Here is a 17,613-nt window from a genome sequence, read left to right as displayed (position 1 = left end):
AGTCGAGGCGCGACGAAGGAGCGATCGAGACCTCGCACGCCGACCCTCAGACCGGCTCACCCCGCCCCGACCGACCAGCCGCGGCAAATCCCGGCGATCACACGGCCAAGCCGTCGGCGAGCCGGGCGAGAGTGCCCGCCGTGATCGCCGTGTACAGCGGGATCGCGTCGGGGTAGATGAACTCGTGTCGAGCATGGGCGCCGTGGCCGACCGCGCCCATGCCGCACAGCACCGGAACGCCCAGGGCCGACACGAAGTTGGCGTCGCTGCCGCCACCCACGTCGACGTTTTCGAGCTCGACCCCAAGGTCGGCGGCCGACTGCTGCACGACGGCGAGCAGCCGCTCGCCGGGTGCGGTCAGCGACATGGGCGGACGGTTCCAGCCGTGATCGACCGTGATCGTGACGCGCGGGTCGGCGCTTTCGACAGCGTCGAACGCCGCGTCGACCCTGGCCATTTCTGCCGGATCCTCGATGCGAATGTCGATGTCGGCGACCGCCGTGCCGGCCACCACGTTCGTGCCGGATCCACCGGAGATCAGCCCCACGTTGATCGTCGTGCCACGGTCCGGATCGGCGATGCCACTCACCGCTGTGACGAACGCCGCCAGCGCGTGGATGGCGCTCGCGCCGTCGGCCGGGTTGAGCCCGGCATGCGCCTCCACCCCGGTAGCCGTGGCCTTGAAGATGCCCACTCCCTTGCGTCCCGTCTTCACGGCACCGTCGGAAGTGGGCTCGAGCACGAGCACCGCATCCGCTGCCCGCGCGGCTTCCTCGATGATCGGCCGGGAGACCAGCGAGCCGATCTCCTCGTCACCGTTGAACAGGAACGTCACGGTGGGATAGGCCTTGCCCGACTCGCGCAGCAGCTTCAACGCCCAGATCCCCTGCACGAGGCCCGTCTTCATATCGAAGATGCCGGGGCCGGTTTCGATGGAGCGGCCCGCGGCATCCGTCTGGCTGCTCACCGGCCAGCCCGCGAGCGTGCCGGTGGGCCAGACCGTGTCGTAGTGCGCGATCACCAGAACGGCGCCGCTCCCCGTACCCGGGTAGGTGAGGCGCAGCACGTCGCCGAGGGCGCCGCCGTCGGAGCGGATGCTCTCGCCAGGTTCCCCGAGATGCTTCCGCACGAGGGTATCAATGTGGGCGAGCCCCCGGTCGAGGCCGGACTTGTCGTAGCTGTGCGACTCGATCCCGACGAGGTCGTGCACATCGGTGAGGATGTCGGTTTGGTGGGCTTCTGCGGTGTGGATCAGGTCTGGCATGGGTGGAGTCCTTTGCGTGGATCGTGCGGGTGTTCAGATGCCGAAGGGGATGCCCAGGGCGTACCAAATGAGGAAGAAGGCGATCCAGACCACCCACACCACCATGGCGAGCGGGATGGTGAAGGAGGCAAGCGTGCCGATGCCGGCGGACTTGCGATAGACCTGAATGTACCCCAGGGCCATAACGAAGTAGGGACTCATCGGAGTGACAGAGTTGGTCACCGAATCGGCGATGCGGTACATGGCCTGAGTCGTCTCCGGCGGGATGTCGAGCAGCATGAGCATGGGAACGAAGATCGGTGCGGCGAGGGACCACATGGCCGACCCGCTCGTGATAACGAGGTTCATGAACGAGATGAGGATGGCGATCCCGAGCAGGATGAGCCAGCCAGGAGCGTTCGTGTTGTCGAGAGTGCCCGCTCCGGTAATGGCCAGCACCTCGCCGATGCCGGTCCATTTGAAGTAGGCCAGGAACTGGGAGATGGCGAAGAAGAGCACCAGGATCGGTGCCATGGTCTTGATGCCCTCAACCATGGCCGCGATGGCATCGGCGCTTGACGCGAAGGTGCCCGCCACGCGGCCGTAGACCCAACCGACGATGCCGAAGAAGAGCCCAATAATGAAGGCCATGCCCGCGATCACCGGTGACGCCAGAATGCTGCCGCCCTCACCGCGGAGAACGGAATTTGAGGGAATCATGGCGATCACGATCGCCGCGAGGAACACGATGGAGACGATTCCAGCCACGCGCATGCCCTTGCGCTGGGCCGGCGTGATCTGAAGTTCGGTAAGGCTTGTCGTGGACGGGTTGTTGGCCACGTCCTCTGCAAGGTCGGGGCGCTTGGAGAGAACTTTCTCGACCACGATCGTGATGGTGACTGCAATCAGCACTGACGACGCGAGGCCGAAGAAGTAGTTGGCCAACGGAGTGACCGTGACCGAGGGATCAATGGTGGTTGCGGCCGCGGTCGTGATGGACGAGAGGAGCACGTCGGTCGTCGTGAGCACCGGCGACGCGTCGTAGCCGGCCGAGATCGAGACGAACGCCACAATCGCACCGAGTACCGGGCTCTTGCCCACGGCGCGAAAGACCAAGGCTCCCAGCGGGATCAAGGTGACATAGGCGGCGTCTCCGGCAACGTGGCCGATCATGGCGGCCATGGAGAGCGCGAAGGTGACGTACTTCGTGGGCACCTTGGTGACTGTGTTGCGCAGCACCGCGTCGATAAGCCCGCTGCGCTCCGCGATCGCGATGCCGAGCATCGTGGTGAGGATGGTCGCCAGTGGCGGGAAGTTGGCAAAGTTGGTGACGGCCTGGCCGATCATCACCTGCATGCCCTCGGCGCTCAGGAGGCTGCGCACGGTGACGGTGTCACCGCTCGTCGGGTTCACGGCCGAGACTCCGCTGTACTGCAGGAAGGCGCTCAGCGCGATGAGCAGCCCGGCCAAAATACAGAACAGCCAGAACGGATGCGGAAGCAGGTTGCCGACTCGTTCAATGGCCGCGAAGGTGCGGAAGGCGGCACGAATAGCTTTGGATTGAGGCCTGGCCACGTTTGTTGTCGTCATCAACTACTCCCCGTGTGGTGCATGAAAAAAGCGTTGAGGGACACGCTATTGCAGAATCATTGCGATGTCACGATAATTATCGTGGATTCGTTCAATACTTACGCACTGGAAACAGCGGCGACATATTCACTACCAGAGGGGCTGGCGATCATGTTCGACGATCTCGACCGCACGATTGTCGGTGCTCTACACCTCGCGCCCCGAGCCACCTGGGACGATTTGGCCAGCGCCCTCCCCGTGGACGCGAGCACGCTTTCCCGCCGTTATGCGCGTCTCGCCAACGAGAACGTCTTGCGGATCGTGGGGGAAATCGACTGGGGGCTGTTCTCCACGACTCTGCCGGTTCACCTGCGAATCGAGACGCGCGACAGCACTCCCCTGGCTGTCGCCCAGCGCCTCGAGGGACTCCCCGACGTGCAGCATCTGGGACTCACCTTCGGCCGCTTTCCCCTCTTCGCCACCGTGCACGCGGCGAGCGAAGCGGCCACGCTGGAGCTGCTGATGGAGATATACGCCCTGCCCGGTGTCTCGGCGATCACCACTCTTCCGGTTCTCGCCTATGCGTCGAAGGGCTCAGGGTGGGATCCGCAGGTGCTGTCCGCCGACGAAACACGGCGATTCGCGGAGATCGGCCGACCGCCAGGTGCCGCGCCGGGTTCACCACAAGCGCCGGTGTCTCTCGAGCCGCTTGAGCGGAAGGCGCTTCAGCTCCTGCAGCAAGACGCCCGGCTCCCGGCTTCGAGTCTGGGCAGAACCCTCGGCGTGGCCACATCGACCGCGAGTCGAATGGTGAAGAAGTTCATCGCAGAAGGCTGGTTCCGGGCCAGAGTCGAGATCGACGGAACGTACCTCGGCTATGCCCTGCCGTTCGTCCTGGGTGTGAAAACCGAGTTGAATGCCACCGGGGCCGTGTGCCAGGCCCTGGCCAGGCATCCGGCCACTCGGTTCGTGACGCAGGTAGCCGCTGAGTTCGATGTGCTCTGCACGGGCCTCGCTCGCGACAGGTCACACCTGGCACAGCTCGTGAACGATGAGTTCGGCGCAATTTCCGGCGTGCGCGCCCTCGATGTGGCACCCATGTTGCTGGAATGCAAGCGCTTTTGGATGCTGCGGGGCGAGAACCAGCGGCTCGGAGCCTTCACGCCGCCGTCGCTCGGCGGCTGAGCCGCGAGGGCTTGTAGCATGGCAACATGGGGAAAACGGAGATACCGCAGCCGCACCGAACCGTCAGGATGGCCGGGCTCGGTCTCGGTATCGTGTGCGCCTACGCGCTCGCGGGCGTGCTGCAGGTGCTCGTGTGGAATCCACTCGCGGCGGTTCCGGGGTCGACCCTGGGCCAGATCCGTGCGGACATGGCGCGCGCGAACGAGTCCCTCACCGCAGACTGGGTGATCGGCTGGGGCGCAATCGGCGTGGCACTCGCCGCCGCCGTGTTTCTGACGGCCGCCGCTCGACGCACCAATCGGATCGATCTGGTGGTGGCGGCCTATCTCGTGCTCCTGGTGTTCGCGGCTCCGAGTCACATGTTCGTCGCCTTCGCGCCCGGCATGTCGCTCGCGGACACGTTCATGATTTCGGGCGGGGATCACGCCCCGTGGGGTGTAGTGCTCTATCTGGTCAGCACCGCGGCCATGGTCACCCTCATAGTGCTGATCGTTCGCTCGGCGCGGGCAGCCAGCGCAAACCTGGCCGCAGCCTACGAGCGCACTGACGGAGAGTTCGGGCCGACTGCCTGAGTGGATGCCGCCGGCATCCGATGCGTCGCTGAGGGCCCGGGTTAGGACCCGACCGGGGCCGCCCGGTCGGGAGCAGCCACTGTCACCTGGTCGCGGCCGGCGTGCTTGGCCGTGTAGAGGGCAGCATCCGCTCGCGCCAGCCACGCGGACACCGTTTCGTGCGGCTCGAGCGCCGCTACTCCCACGCTCACCGTGCAGGCCAGACCGGCTGCAAGCGTTTCCCACGGGAAACTGCGCACCGAGGCGAGCAGGCGCTCACAGGCCTGCGCGGCCTCGTCGAGCCCGGTGTCGGAGAAGACTAGGAGGAATTCCTCGCCGCCCACCCGCACGGCGAGGTCAGTGCCGCGGGTGATCGTGCGCAGCATGGAGGCCATGGTCGTGAGCACCTCGTCGCCAATGCCGTGACCGAACCGGTCGTTCACCTGCTTGAAGTGGTCGAAGTCGATCATGGCGGCGCACAACGGCTGCACGCCGGTCTGAGCCAGCCCCATCATCCAGGGAAGTTCGCGGTCGAGGGCGCGACGGTTCGACAGCCGCGTGAGCGGGTCGGTGTGGGCCTGAGCGTCGAGTTCTTCGGCGCGGAGGCGAGCCATCTTGGCTTCCAGCTGGGAGCGTTCGAGTTCATGCCGGGCGTGCTCCATCTCGATCGTGTTGATCAGCATCTGGGACTGCAGCCCGGCAGTCTGCACTGTCGTGCGCAGCAACACGGCGTGTAACTGCTCGTGGTGCCCGAGTGCCTTATCGAACCGGCCGCCTGCCTTGTGCATCTCGTACAGGGAGCGGTGCAGCTTGGCGATCAGCTTGGGTTCCTCCTCGATATCAGGATCGGCAAGCTGGGCTTCCATCATGGAGGTAGCTTCGGCGAACCGTCCGGCCGCCCGCACAAGCTCGGCAAGCTGGGCGTCGATGTCGATTTCGAGGCTCCGATAGCCGTGGGCGCGGCTAAGTATCTTGCCCAGGCGGCCGTGCTCACGGGCCTCGTCATGCTGGCCGAGCTTGATCAGGATGCTCACGAGGTTGGTGCGCGCGAGCGCCTCGTTGAAGGGGTTTCCCTGTTCCTGCGCGAGTGCCGCGGCAGCGCGCATCAGCGTCAGGGCTTCGTTCAGGGGCTCCGTGGCGTCTTCATCGTGGGCCTGCAATGCCTGCGACATCACGAGGTACGTGTCGCCGAGGTTGTTCAGCGCGACAAAGCTGGTCTCCTGGTCATTCAGCGTCTGAGCCACAGCCAGGGCCTGCGTGCCCAAATCCACCGAACGTGCGGCATCACCCATGGCCCCGTGCACGAGCGAGGAGCGGCTGAGCGCCCAGAACTCGGCGACAGGGTTTCCGCACGCGCGCGCCGCGCCGAGCGCGCCGAGAACGTGGCGCAGGGCTGTTTCATTGAGCGAGGTGTCGGTGAAAGCCAATGCGAGCGTGCAGTGCACGTTGGACTGGGCCAGCAGATCACCGGTCTCGGTGAAATACTCGAGCGCGAGGAGCCCCTGCTGCACACAGGCCTGATAATCGCCCAAGCGCAGGCGGTGCAGGGTGAGCAGCTCGCGGGCCTGGGCCCGTTGCAGGGCGGTGGCAGTCGGGGAAGCCAGGGCGTCTTCGGACTGCTCCGCACCGAGCCGATGCTGACCGTCTTCGCTCGAGCGCCGGCTGCACTCGAGCAGCGTGTCGACGGACGTCACGACGTGCTGGTCTACATCGATGTCGGGTCTCATCATTTTCAGCCCCCCAGCTGATCGCGGCTTCTACTGAACCGGGTGAATGTTCGCATCGCTGAGTGTAGCTACGAACGGCCCAACCAAATCAGGCCTTAGGGACAGCATAGGTACCCAAAGGCGGATAGAACGGTCGTTCTGTCGATATTTTTGTACCGATTCACCACACCGAAGCCCCGCGCGTAGGCTGCGGGCATGCGCGCAATCATTGTGACCTCCCCCGGCGGACCCGACGCTCTCACCCTGGCCGACGTTCCGGAGCTCGTGCTCGGGCCCCGGGACATCCGCATCACGGTCGCCGCGGCGGGCGTCAACCGAGCGGATGTCGCACAGCGCCAGGGCCACTATCCCTCGCCCCTCGACGCCCCACAGTGGCCGGGACTCGAGGTATCGGGCGTGGTGATCGAAGTGGGTGACGACGTCACTCGATTCGACGTACACGACCGGGTGTGCGCCCTCCTGGCCGGCGGCGGCTACGCCACGGAGGCCGTGGTGCACGAAGATCTCGTCTTGCTCGTTCCCCTCACGATGGACCTCGTGGACGCGGCCGCGCTGCCGGAAGCACTGGCAACCGTCTGGTCGAACGTGTTCATGAGCGCTGACCTCATGCCCGGCGAGACGTTGCTCGTGCACGGCGGAGCGAGCGGCATCGGTACCACAGCCATTCAGCTCGCCCGGCTGGTCGGCGCGCGCGTGGCCGTGACCGCCGGGTCGGCTGAGAAGCTCGCCGTCTGCGAGAGCCTCGGCGCAGAGATTCTCATCAACTATCGCGAGCAGGACTTCGTGACCGAGGTGAAGGCTGCCACCGCCGAACACGGTGCCGACGTCATTCTCGACATCATGGGCGGCTCCTACGCCGCCCGCAACGTGGCGGCCCTCGCCACCAACGGACGCATCATGGTGATCGCCAACCAGAGCGGTGAACCTGCCACCTTCAACCCCTTTCACCTCATGCAGAAGCGCGGTCGCTACTGGGGAACCACCCTGCGCTCTCGCCCGCTTGCGGAGAAGGCCGAGATCATTCGGGCTCTCCACGCCGCCGTTTCCCCGTGGGTCGAATCGGGACAGTTTCGCCCGGTGATCGATAGCATCTACTCGTTTGCGGACGCAGCGGAAGCGCATCGGCGGCTCGAGGCATCCGCTCACGTGGGCAAGATCGTGCTTGTGCCGTAGCGACGACCTTGACCGGTGTGGGAGCCGGGCCTACGATCCCAGCACCAGCCTCGGCCTGCTGCGACCGTTTGGAGTGAGGATTCGTGGACGCACCCGTGAGTCTCGAACAACTCATCGTTTCCGCCGGGCACAAGCCCTCGCCCTCCATCGCGCGCTTCGAGCACGACGCGGCTGGCGTGCAGCGGCAGCGCATGCTGGCAGGAGCCAGTGATCGATCGGAGATCACCCGGTCCACCGCCCTGTTCTCGTTGGCGGAACTCGACACGGCGATCGCGGATGCCCTGGCGCTCGCGGGAGTTCCGGTGACCGACCTGGGCTGGACCCTCGGGATCGGAAGCCCGTCACGCACGGTCACGTCGGACCGCCCAGCTCTGGACCCGCAGTTCGCCAACGCCGTGCGCAGCTATCTCAGCTCGCTGGCGCCCGCCGTGATCGGCCTCACTGACCTGGCTGTGGCGATCCTCAGGTCCGCACAGTCGGGGCAGGAGGGGCGTCTGCCTGGTCGCCTCCGCAAACTGGGCTTCGACTACGCGAAGGCACTCTCGGCCCTGGAACGGGACAGTAGCACCCCTCGCAAGCCGAGGTCGGCTCGGAGCGCGTCTCGGGCGAAAACCATGGCCGGCTCCGCGGAACCGGCCTCGGCCGAGCACACCCCACCCCACGACCCCACGGCCCGCGCCGAGGGTGACGTGTTCTCCCGCGGCGTGCGCTTGGCCCGTGACCGTCTCGCGCCTGCGAGCGCGGTGACGGCCGGCGCACTCGCCGCCGAGATCCAGCGCGAACACGGGGACTATGTGGGCGGCCGCTTCGCGCAGGTGAGGCTGAGAGTGCACTCCGGGCCCACGGCATCCGTTGCGGACTGGCTCGAACGCGTGCGTGGGCTTTACGCCGACACGCAAACGGACGTTATTGATGTGATCGACGGGCAGCTTGTCGTGCTCGGGCTCGCGGAGCTCGACGAGGTTCTCGAAGACGCCCTGTCGGCCGGCGGGCTGCTGAGCGCCTGGCGCGCAACGGCTCGGGCACTCCCCCGCAACACAAAAGCCGACCGCACGAAGTGGACCTCCGACACCCCCGCGTCGGACGACCTGCTGGGCCGCCGCTTTCTGGCAGAGGCCCTCGCCACCCGGCTGCGCAGCATGGCCGAAGATGACAGCAACTCGTTCCTTGTACACATCGACGGAGCCTGGGGCTCGGGTAAGAGTTCGCTCTTCACATTTCTGGAAACCGAACTACGGGGCGACTTTCTCATCGTGAAGGTGAACGCCTGGCGTGAGCAGCAGGTGGGCGTGCAGTGGTGGACGCTGCACAACGCCCTGCGGCAGGCCATCGAAACGGATGCCGCGCACGGCATGGCCGCCCGGGCAAGAAGCCACGTCGACGTGATCCGCACCCGGCTCGTGCCCTTTGTGGCCACCGTGGCCGCGCTCATCGCCGTGCTGGTGTTCCTCTTCGTGTTCAACTTCGATGTAACCCTGGGCGGGGAGGTCGCCAACTCGATCGGCAAGATCCTCGGCCTCCTGACGCTGGGGTGGGCGGGCGTGACCGCCGCGTACGGCTTCATAGTGCCGGAATCGCGCCGCTCGGCCGAAGCGTTCGTGGCCAAGAGCGCCAACCCGATGTGGGAGGTGCAGCAGCTTTTCGCACGCACCCTGCTACGCACCGACAAATCCGTCGTGTTTCTCATCGACGACCTCGACCGGTGCGAGGAGCAGTACATCATCGATTTTCTCGAGGTGATGCAGACCCTGGTGCGGGACACTCCGGAGCGACCGCGTGGCCGCCCGTCCACGAAGAAGCGACCGGCTGGCCCCTACGCATTCGTGGCGGCCGACGGGCAGTGGATCCGCTCGAGCTATGAGAGCCACTTCGGCAAGGTGAAGATCACCGATGTGCCGGGCCGGCCGCTCGGCTACCTTTTTCTGGAAAAGATCTTCCAACTGCAGGTGCGCCTGCCCTCGATCACCGAGGAGTCGAAACGCGCGTTCTTCGATGCCCTGCTCACGGGCGCCGCGCAGCCGGCATCCGCCGAACAACGCACCCTGGCGAGGAAGATCACCGAGCAGGTCAATAACGCCACCACGGCTCCCGAGATCTCACAGGCCGCGGAAGAGGCCAGCACGTTGACCGACTCGGACACCCGCATGAAGGTGCTCGGCGCCGCTGCCGTGAAATTCTCCGACCCCACGCTGCAGACCGGAACCCGCCACGAACTTGGGCGCTACTGGAAGCTGCTCGAACCCAACCCGCGCAGCATCAAACTCTTCGTGCACACCTACGGCACCCTGCAGTCCTTGCGCACCCTCGAGGGCATTCCCCTGCAGACCACGCCGCTCGCGCTCTGGACGATCGTGGAGATACGCTGGCCGATGCTCGCCGACCACCTGCGCGCCCACCCCGACGACATCGACCCGAACCACCGTGGCACCCCCGAGCCGATCGCCGCGCTGCTCGCCACCCCCGACGTGAGCGCGGTGGTGGCGAGCCCTGACTGGGGCCCGCTCACCCCCTCCCAGGTGCGCGAGTGCACGGGAATCCGGGTGGGGGCGAGCGCTGACACCGACTGACGGGCCGCCGACAGCGCGAGCGGCGGCCCACGTCTGGGCGTGCGGCCCGTCGAGGGCTAGGCTGCAACGTGTGAAATCTGCAGCGCTTTCCACCTCCACCGACCGGCTGCCCGAGCGCGCGGCCGTGATCGACCTCGACGCGATCCGACACAACGTGCGTCACCTCGCGGCCCTCGCGGCCCCGGCCCGGTTGATGGCCGTCGTGAAAGCGGATGCCTACGGTCACGGGGCCATTCCCGTTGCCCACGCGGCGCTCGAGGCCGGCGCGGACTGGCTCGGCGTGGCGCACATTTCTGAGGCGCTCGCCCTGCGCGCCGCCGCCATCCCCGTGCCGGTGCTCGCCTGGCTGCACACCACTGACAGCGACTTTCACGCCGCCGTCGCCGCCGATATCGACCTCGGATGCTCCGGCTGGGAGCTCGCACACATCGTCGCGGCCGCGCAGCAACTGAGAAAAACCGCACGCATCCACCTGAAGATCGACACCGGTCTCGGCCGCAACGGCAGCACCCCCGAGGATTGGCCCGACCTCGTGGCCGTGGCTCGACAGGCGGAACTCACCGGCGATGTGACCGTGGTGGGCATCTTCTCGCACCTTGCGGTGGCCGACGAACCGTCCCGCGTGGAGACCGACGAGCAGCTCGCGGTGTTCACCACGGCGGTCGCGCAGGCGCAGGCTGCCGGGCTTGACCCTGTCGTGCGACACCTCGCCAACAGCGCCGGCGTGCTCTCCCGGCCCGACACCCACTTCGACCTCGTGCGCGCCGGCCTGGCCATCTACGGGCTCTCCCCGTTCGCCGATAAGACCTCCGCCGACCTCGGGCTGCGCCCCGCGATGAAGCTGCGCACGCTCGTGTCGGTGTGCAAAGACGTACCCGCCGAGCAGGGCGTCTCCTACGGGCTGAGCTACCGCACCACGGCGCCGACGACGCTCGCCCTCATTCCGCTCGGCTATGCCGACGGTATTCCGCGCATCGCCACCGGGGGTCCGGTGCGGGTGAACGGCGTGACGTATCCGGTGGTCGGACGCATCGCGATGGACCAGATGGTGATCGACCTCGGCGAGGCCGCGCTCGTGGCGTCGGGAGCGTCGGTGATCGGGGCCGAAGCGGTGCTGTTCGGCTCTGGGGACGACGGCGAAGCATCCGCTGACGAGTGGGCGGCCGCAGCCGGCACCATCAACTACGAGGTCGTCACGCGCATCAGCCCGCGGGTTCCCCGCGTCTACCGCAACGCCTGAGGGTTGCCCAGAGCAGAGCCAGCTACAGTCGGGGGCGGCCGGCCCAGCGCTCGGCCTTGATCGCGAGGTGCAGCTCGAGACGGACCTGACCACCCAGGGGATCCACGCCGATGAGCGAGCGGATGCGTCCGAGCCGGTTGTAAATGCTGGTGCGGTGCAAATGCAGCTGCTCCGCCACCTCCGCCACTGAACCGTCCTTGTCATAGAGCAGTTCAAGCACCGGGAGCAGCTCCCCGTTACGGTCGAGTTCCCGCAACTCGGAGTAAAGGGTCGACTCCCCCGGCGACACCTCCCGTCCCTCCACGGCGAGGAACTGGTACACCCCGATGGCGCGGAACGACACGAGCGCCCCGAGTTGGGAATCCACCCAGGCCGCCTGCACGGCGCTGCGCGCCTCGGCGTAGGCCCCGGGCAGTCGACGCAGGTCAGCGAAGGGCTCGCTCAGGCCGAGCAGGGCCGGCGCGGCCGGCTGTCCGGCGCGGCGCGACACCTCAAGCCCGAAACGGCGCAGAATCTCGGACTCGTCGACGCCGTCGATCGCGTCTTGCAGCAGCAGAACGGCATGCGTTTCGGTGCCCGCTGAAAACAGCACTCTATTGATTCCGAGCGTGGCATGCAGGGCGGAGAGCCTCTGCAGCAGGCTGCTCTCGACAGGATTGCGCTGGGCGTTGTCCCCGCGTTCCAGCAGCGTGGCGAGGCGCCAGGGCCCCCGGCCATGCACACCAGGCCAGCCGCCCACCGACACGACGGCATCGCGGTCACCGAAACAGGCGGAGAGAAACTGCGCCTCGCGGGCGCGCCGCCCGTCGGAGTCGGCGCTCGTGCGGTTGAGCAGCATCTCGGCGAGGGTGTCCATCTCGGGACGGATGACCCGCAGCTCCTGCACAATGGCATCGGGTTCGCACTCGTCATCCAGCTGCAGCACCCAGAGATACCCGACCCGGAACCCGCGTGCCAGCAGCGGCACGCAGACCCGGCCCAACATGCCGAGCTCGGCATTCGCCGGCACCGGAACCGGTTTTACGGCCGTGGCAATGCCGTGACTGAGCTGCCAGGCGCTGACATCCGGCGGAACGACCTTGCTCAAAAGAAAGTTGGTGCGCACCCGGTCGGCCGTGGCCTGGTGCGCACTGTACGCGAGCAATCCGCCGTCCAGGTCTTCGAGCGAGAGGGCGCGGCCGAGGTGCGCGGCGATGATGGCCACCGCCTGGTCGATATCGGCCGCTTTCATGGTGTCAATCCTACGGAGCCGCATGAACGTCAGGCGACAATCGACGCGGCTTGGCGCAACATTTGTCGAGCCCGGCGTGGCCGGCGGACTCGCGGGCCACGCCAGACTCCGACAAGAAAACTCCCGGAAAAGGGGCAATTCCGGGCCTGCGAGACCGGCTGTGGCACGGGCGGGGCGGCCCGCAACATCCGCTTTCGGCCCGCACTCGACCGGAGTCGGGCGAAAACCGGGGTTTATCGTTTCTACGCTGACCAAAGTCGATCGGCGACGCGCCCACTAGAGCAGGAGTTCCCCATGATCATTGGTGTTCCGACAGAAGTTAAGAACAACGAATTCCGCGTGGCCATCACCGCCGCCGGAGTACACGAAGCCAAACTTCACGGTCACACCGTGCTCGTGCAGGCCGGAGCCGGAGCCGCCTCCGGCTTCTCCGACGCCGATTACGAGGCCGCCGGCGCCGCGATCGTCGAGACCGCCTTCGAGGTCTGGGCGAGCGCCGACATGATCCTCAAGGTGAAAGAGCCGGTCACCGCGGAGTACGTTCACTTCCGCCAGGGTCTGATCCTCTTCACGTACCTGCACCTTGCCGCAGAGCCCGAGCTCGCCACAGCCCTGCTCGAGGCCGGCGTCACCGCCATCGCCTACGAGACCGTGCAGAAGGCCGACCGCTCGCTGCCGCTGCTCGCCCCCATGAGCGAGGTCGCCGGACGTCTGGCCGTTCAGGTCGGCGCTGCGTCGATGACGCGCCCCGGCGGCGGCCCCGGCATCCTGATGGGAGGCGTGCCCGGAGTGCGTGCCGCGAAGGTCACCGTGATCGGCGCCGGCGTCGCCGGCTCCAACGCCGCCGCCATGGCCATTGGCATGGGCGCGGACGTCACGATCCTCGACATCAACATCGACCGCCTGCGCGAGCTCGACGCACAGTACGCCGGACGCCTGAAGACCATCGCCTCCAACGCGTACGAGATCGACCGCTCGCTGGTCGAGGCCGACCTCGTGATCGGTTCAGTGCTGATCCCGGGCGCCAAGGCCCCCAAGCTCGTCACCGATGAGCTCGTGTCGCGCATGAAGCCGGGCTCCGTGCTCGTGGACATCGCGGTGGACCAGGGCGGCTGCTTCGAAGGAACCCACGCCACCACTCACGAGAACCCCACCTTCCCGGTGCACGGCTCGATCTTCTACTGCGTCGCCAACATGCCGGGCGCCGTGCCGCAGACCTCGACCCTCGCGCTCACGAACGTCACCCTGCCCTACGCCCTGTCGATCGCCGACCGTGGAGTGCGCGCCGCGTTCGAGCGTGACGCCGCCCTGGCCGGCGGACTCAATATTGCCGCCGGAAAGGTCGCAAACCGTTCTGTGAGCGTTGCCCTCGATCTGCCTCTCGCGTCGTGGACTGACCTCGTGACCGAGGTCGAGCTCGCCCTCGTCTAAGAGCAGTTCAGAACGGATGCCGGGGGTCGGCCAGGTCATGTCACCGCGCCAGCCCTCGGCATCCGTTCTCGCGTGTGTGGCGCGCTCCGCACACGCTTACACCTACTTCGTCAATCGCCCCTCGACTACAAGGATGTAATTCCGATGTCGCAATTGAAAACCAGCACTCGACCCTCCATCGGGCAGCAGCCGCACCTGGCGCGCTCACTCTCGAACCGGCATATTCAGCTGATCGCCCTCGGCGGCGCGATCGGAACCGGACTCTTCATGGGCTCCGGCAAGACCATCTCGCTCGCCGGGCCCTCCGTGATCTTCGTGTACATGATCATCGGCTCCATGCTGTTCTTCGTGATGCGAGCCATGGGCGAGCTGCTGCTCTCCAACCTCGAATACAAGTCGTTCAGCGACTTTGCCGCCGATCTGCTCGGCCCGTGGGCGGGCTTCTTCACGAGCTGGACCTACTGGCTCTGCTGGATCGTCACCGCCATCGCGGAGCTGATCGCGATCGCCCTGTACACGAGCTTCTGGTGGCCCGACCTTCCACTGTGGATCCCGGCGCTCGGCGCCGTGCTGATTCTGCTCGCGCTCAACCTCACCAGTGTGAAGGCGTTCGGCGAAACCGAGTTCTGGTTCGCGCTGATCAAGATCGTCGCCATCGTGACGCTCATCATCGTGGGTCTCGTGATGGTGTTCACGAAGTTCCAGTCGCCCGGCGGCGCCCCGGCGAGTTTCAGCAACCTGTGGAACGACGGCGGCATGTTCCCGACCGGGCCGATGGGGTTCGTTGCCGGCTTCCAGCTCTCCGTGTTCGCCTTCCTCGGCGTCGAGCTCGTGGGCACGACGGCCGCCGAAGCGAAGAACCCTGAGAAGAACCTTCCCAAGGCAATCAACTCGATCCCCGTACGCATCATGCTGTTCTACGTTCTCGCCCTGATTGTGATCATGGCCGTGACTCCGTGGCGTGAGGTCACCGCCGATGTGAGCCCGTTCGTGGCGATGTTCGCCCTCGCGGGGCTCGGCGCAGCCGCGGCCGTGATCAATTTCGTCGTGCTCACGAGCGCGACATCGTCGGCGAATTCCGGGCTGTATTCAACATCGAGAATGCTCTTCGGACTGTCGGTCGAGGGCACGGCACCGGGGCGTTTTCAGCTCCTGAGCCGCCACAAAGTGCCGGCCAACGCCCTGCTGTTCTCGTGCATGTTTCTGCTCGTATCCTCTGTTCTGCTCTATGCGAGCTCGTCGATCATTGCCGTGTTCACAGTGGTGACAACAATGGCGTCGGTGCTGTTCATCTTCGTGTGGACCATCATCGTGGTCAGCTACATCGTGTACCGCAAGCGCCGTCCGGCACTGCACGCGGCATCGAAGTTCAAGATGCCCGGCGGCGTATACATGTGCTACCTGGTGCTGGCGTTCTTCGTGTTTGTGATCTGGGCGCTCACCCAGAAGACCGACACCCTGCAGGCGCTTCTCGTGACGCCGCTGTGGTTTGTCGGACTCGGCGTCGTGTGGATGTTCCTGCGCCGCCGCCCCGAGCAGGCCGCCCACCACGAGCTGCACCGCGCCAACGTTGCGGCCGACAGGGAAGCGGCGCTCGCCTTCCGCGGCTGATACTGCGCGAGCTCGCTCGCGGGAGCGGACTGTGCGTCGTTTCCCCGGCCCGAAACCGACGCACCGCCCGCTTTCGCGGCTGACGCCGCGGCATCCGCTCTCGCCGCGCCAGCCGTAGCGGCGTTGGTGGGCGGCCGGCAATACCGCTACGGTCGAAGCACCGCATGTTCGCGGTCAGAGGGAGCACCATGACCAGCCGCCCGACACTGCGTCGCCCCTCCCTCTCGATTCTCACCTGGGTTATGCTCGCGGCTTCGGTGCTGCTCGTCGTGCTCGGCACGGCGACGTCCGGCCTGTCGGGCCTGCTGTTGATGACGGGCCTCATTGGGGCACTCACCGCGCTCTACGCTCTCGTCACCGGCCGCAAGTCCTGGGCCACCATCCCGTCTCGCAAGTTCGCGGCCGTGGCCCTCGCAGGGTCATTAGTCGTCACGATCATCGGGGCCTCCGTCGCTCCCGCGACCGTCGAAGACGCTCCCGCCGCCGCCTCGGACGTGTCAACGTCGGTGCCGACTCCCACTCCGGCGCCGACGGATGCCGCCCCGCTCGACCCGGACACGCCTTCAGGTGCGTCCGCCGATCCGTCCGTCGTCGTGGCCGACCCGAGTGCCACGGACCTGGTCGCGACCGCGCTCCTGGCTACCCTCGCTGTGAAGGGACGCGCGGCGAAAACCGGCTACGACCGCACGGAAAGTTTCGGTTCGGCCTGGCTGGATGTCGATCAGAACGGATGCGACACCCGTAACGACATCCTGGCCCGGGACCTGACAAATATCGTGAAGTCCGGAGAATGTCGCGTGCTCACCGGCACGCTGCAGGGTCCGTACACGGGAAAGACCATCAGTTTCATGCGAGGGGAGGACACGTCGTCCCTCGTGCAAATCGACCATGTGGTCGCCCTCTCGAACGCCTGGCAGACCGGCGCGCAGCAGCTCACGCAGGCGGAGCGCGAGTCGCTCGCAAACGATCCGCTCAACCTGCTGGCGGTGGACGGCCCCACCAACTCGAGCAAGGGCGACGGCGACAGCGCTACCTGGCTGCCGCCGCAGAAGTCCTACCGCTGCGCATACGTGGCCCGGCAGATTTCGGTGAAGGCGAGCTACGGGCTATGGGTCACGTCGAGCGAGCAGGATTCGATGACGCGCATTCTCGCGACCTGCCCCGAGCAGCGCGCCGCCACGTCGGGCTTCGCGCCCGCCGAACCCGCCCCCGCTCCCCCTGTGGAGTCCGCGCCAGCGGAGGTGTACTACGAGAATTGCACCGCGGCGCGAGCGGCGGGAGCCGCCCCCGTGCAGGCGGGCGATGCCGGCTACGGGCGACACCTCGACCGCGACGGCGACGGGACCGGCTGCGAGTAGGCGCCAGCGCGCACTTCTCGACCAGCGCTGGGATCGAGCCGGCCGAGAACGAGAGGATGCCTCAGGCTGCGGTCGGATCCTCGGGGCGCTTCATCGACGGGCGGGTGCCCCACGTGGCGGGGTTGTCGATGACCGCAGCGAGTTCCATGCGCTCGATCGGGCGCAGCACCGTGGGAAGGGTTTCGAGCCACACCTGCAGCTCACGGGCGTCGACGACCATTATCTCGGGCGACTTGCCGCGCACGACGATGAACCGGGCGCCGAAGAGCGCGATCACCGGGCGAACCGGTGCCCGCAACGGGATGCGTGCCCGCAGGAGCGCAGTCACCCGGCCGGCCTCGACGACAGCGTCCTGGCTGTACGCCATGCGTCGGCCCGACACGCGGATGGTGTCCTTGTCGACCCACACCCACTCGCCATCGGAATGCCGGGTGTTGATCGTGAAGACCCCACCGGGACCAACCATCAGGTGCTCGGAGACCGGGCCGGCCGGAAAGACCGCCCAATTGACGGGTGGTTCCTGCAGCAGGGCCGCGAGGGCGATTTCGCCCTGGGACCTGAGGTTGCCGCGTGAGGGCACGTGCAGCAGGGGCACGGTCCCTGTGCGCAGGCGCTGCTCGGGGGGTGACGCCGCCGGGTGGCGACGTCTAATGGAGGGTGCATGAGTCATGGTGTACTCCTCGCCGGGTTTCATATCCTGCCACCGCAACAGCTGAAAACACATCCC

13 protein-coding genes are annotated in these 17,613 nt (G+C 66.6%); 8 read left to right on the top strand and 5 right to left on the bottom strand.

The window, feature by feature from the left end:
- Positions 1–97 precede the first annotated feature (97 nt).
- Together BJ997_RS02045 and BJ997_RS02040 are read right to left on the bottom strand one after the other, a co-directional pair.
- Complete coding sequence (locus BJ997_RS02045; RefSeq protein WP_035835612.1) at positions 98–1,264, bottom strand: M20 family metallopeptidase; 1,167 nt, start codon at positions 1,262–1,264, stop codon at positions 98–100.
- Between the two features lie 33 nt (positions 1,265–1,297).
- Positions 1,298–2,833 carry an AbgT family transporter gene (locus BJ997_RS02040; protein WP_035835613.1) on the bottom strand — a complete coding sequence of 512 codons (1,536 nt, stop codon included), beginning with the start codon at positions 2,831–2,833 and terminating at the stop codon, positions 1,298–1,300.
- 150 nt (positions 2,834–2,983) lie between these two features.
- Here BJ997_RS02040 and BJ997_RS02035 point away from each other — a divergent pair, with 150 nt between their 5' ends.
- Both BJ997_RS02035 and BJ997_RS02030 read left to right on the top strand, forming a co-directional pair.
- Positions 2,984–3,997: an Lrp/AsnC family transcriptional regulator gene (locus BJ997_RS02035; RefSeq protein WP_035835614.1), complete on the top strand. Its 1,014-nt coding sequence runs from the start codon at positions 2,984–2,986 to the stop codon at positions 3,995–3,997.
- A gap of 26 nt (positions 3,998–4,023) precedes the next feature.
- A complete protein-coding gene (locus BJ997_RS02030; RefSeq protein WP_052542006.1) occupies positions 4,024–4,569 on the top strand; it encodes a hypothetical protein in 546 nt (181 codons plus the stop codon).
- A gap of 41 nt (positions 4,570–4,610) precedes the next feature.
- On the opposite strand, the gene BJ997_RS02025 is transcribed toward BJ997_RS02030, so the two are convergent.
- Positions 4,611–6,278 (bottom strand): tetratricopeptide repeat-containing diguanylate cyclase, encoded by a 1,668-nt coding sequence (locus BJ997_RS02025; protein WP_084141081.1) that lies wholly within the window; start codon positions 6,276–6,278, stop codon positions 4,611–4,613.
- Positions 6,279–6,470: 192 nt separating this feature from the next.
- Between BJ997_RS02025 and BJ997_RS02020 the strand changes: the two genes are divergently transcribed.
- From BJ997_RS02020 to alr, 3 genes are all read left to right on the top strand, one after another.
- Positions 6,471–7,448, top strand: coding sequence for an NAD(P)H-quinone oxidoreductase (locus tag BJ997_RS02020; RefSeq protein WP_035835615.1), 978 nt, complete (start codon positions 6,471–6,473; stop codon positions 7,446–7,448).
- Between the two features lie 83 nt (positions 7,449–7,531).
- Positions 7,532–10,015: a KAP family P-loop NTPase fold protein gene (locus BJ997_RS21300; protein ID WP_035835616.1), complete on the top strand. Its 2,484-nt coding sequence runs from the start codon at positions 7,532–7,534 to the stop codon at positions 10,013–10,015.
- A 70-nt stretch (positions 10,016–10,085) separates the two neighbouring features.
- Positions 10,086–11,255 (top strand): alanine racemase, encoded by a 1,170-nt coding sequence (gene alr / locus BJ997_RS02010; RefSeq protein WP_236628828.1) that lies wholly within the window; start codon positions 10,086–10,088, stop codon positions 11,253–11,255.
- Positions 11,256–11,277: 22 nt separating this feature from the next.
- Here the strand turns inward: alr and BJ997_RS02005 are convergent, their stop codons facing one another.
- Positions 11,278–12,486, bottom strand: coding sequence for a PucR family transcriptional regulator (locus BJ997_RS02005; protein ID WP_035835617.1), 1,209 nt, complete (start codon positions 12,484–12,486; stop codon positions 11,278–11,280).
- Between the two features lie 294 nt (positions 12,487–12,780).
- Between BJ997_RS02005 and ald the strand changes: the two genes are divergently transcribed.
- The 3 genes from ald to BJ997_RS01990 all read left to right on the top strand — a co-directional run bounded on the left by ald (position 12,781) and on the right by BJ997_RS01990 (position 16,886).
- The gene (gene ald, locus BJ997_RS02000; RefSeq protein ID WP_035835618.1) at positions 12,781–13,917 is read left to right on the top strand and encodes an alanine dehydrogenase; all 1,137 of its coding nucleotides are present in this window, start codon (positions 12,781–12,783) and stop codon (positions 13,915–13,917) included.
- Positions 13,918–14,061: 144 nt separating this feature from the next.
- A complete protein-coding gene (cycA, locus tag BJ997_RS01995) occupies positions 14,062–15,528 on the top strand; it encodes a D-serine/D-alanine/glycine transporter (RefSeq protein WP_035835619.1) in 1,467 nt (488 codons plus the stop codon).
- Between the two features lie 188 nt (positions 15,529–15,716).
- Positions 15,717–16,886, top strand: a complete 1,170-nt coding sequence (locus BJ997_RS01990) for a GmrSD restriction endonuclease domain-containing protein (RefSeq protein WP_201771693.1) — start codon at positions 15,717–15,719, stop codon at positions 16,884–16,886.
- Positions 16,887–16,947: 61 nt separating this feature from the next.
- Here the strand turns inward: BJ997_RS01990 and BJ997_RS01985 are convergent, their stop codons facing one another.
- Positions 16,948–17,556 carry a hypothetical protein gene (locus BJ997_RS01985; RefSeq protein ID WP_152602089.1) on the bottom strand — a complete coding sequence of 203 codons (609 nt, stop codon included), beginning with the start codon at positions 17,554–17,556 and terminating at the stop codon, positions 16,948–16,950.
- Between the last annotated feature and the right edge of the window lie 57 nt (positions 17,557–17,613).

The organism is Cryobacterium roopkundense (assembly GCF_014200405.1).
GTDB lineage: Bacteria > Actinomycetota > Actinomycetes > Actinomycetales > Microbacteriaceae > Cryobacterium > Cryobacterium roopkundense.
This window is presented reverse-complemented; position numbering and strand designations above follow the sequence as displayed.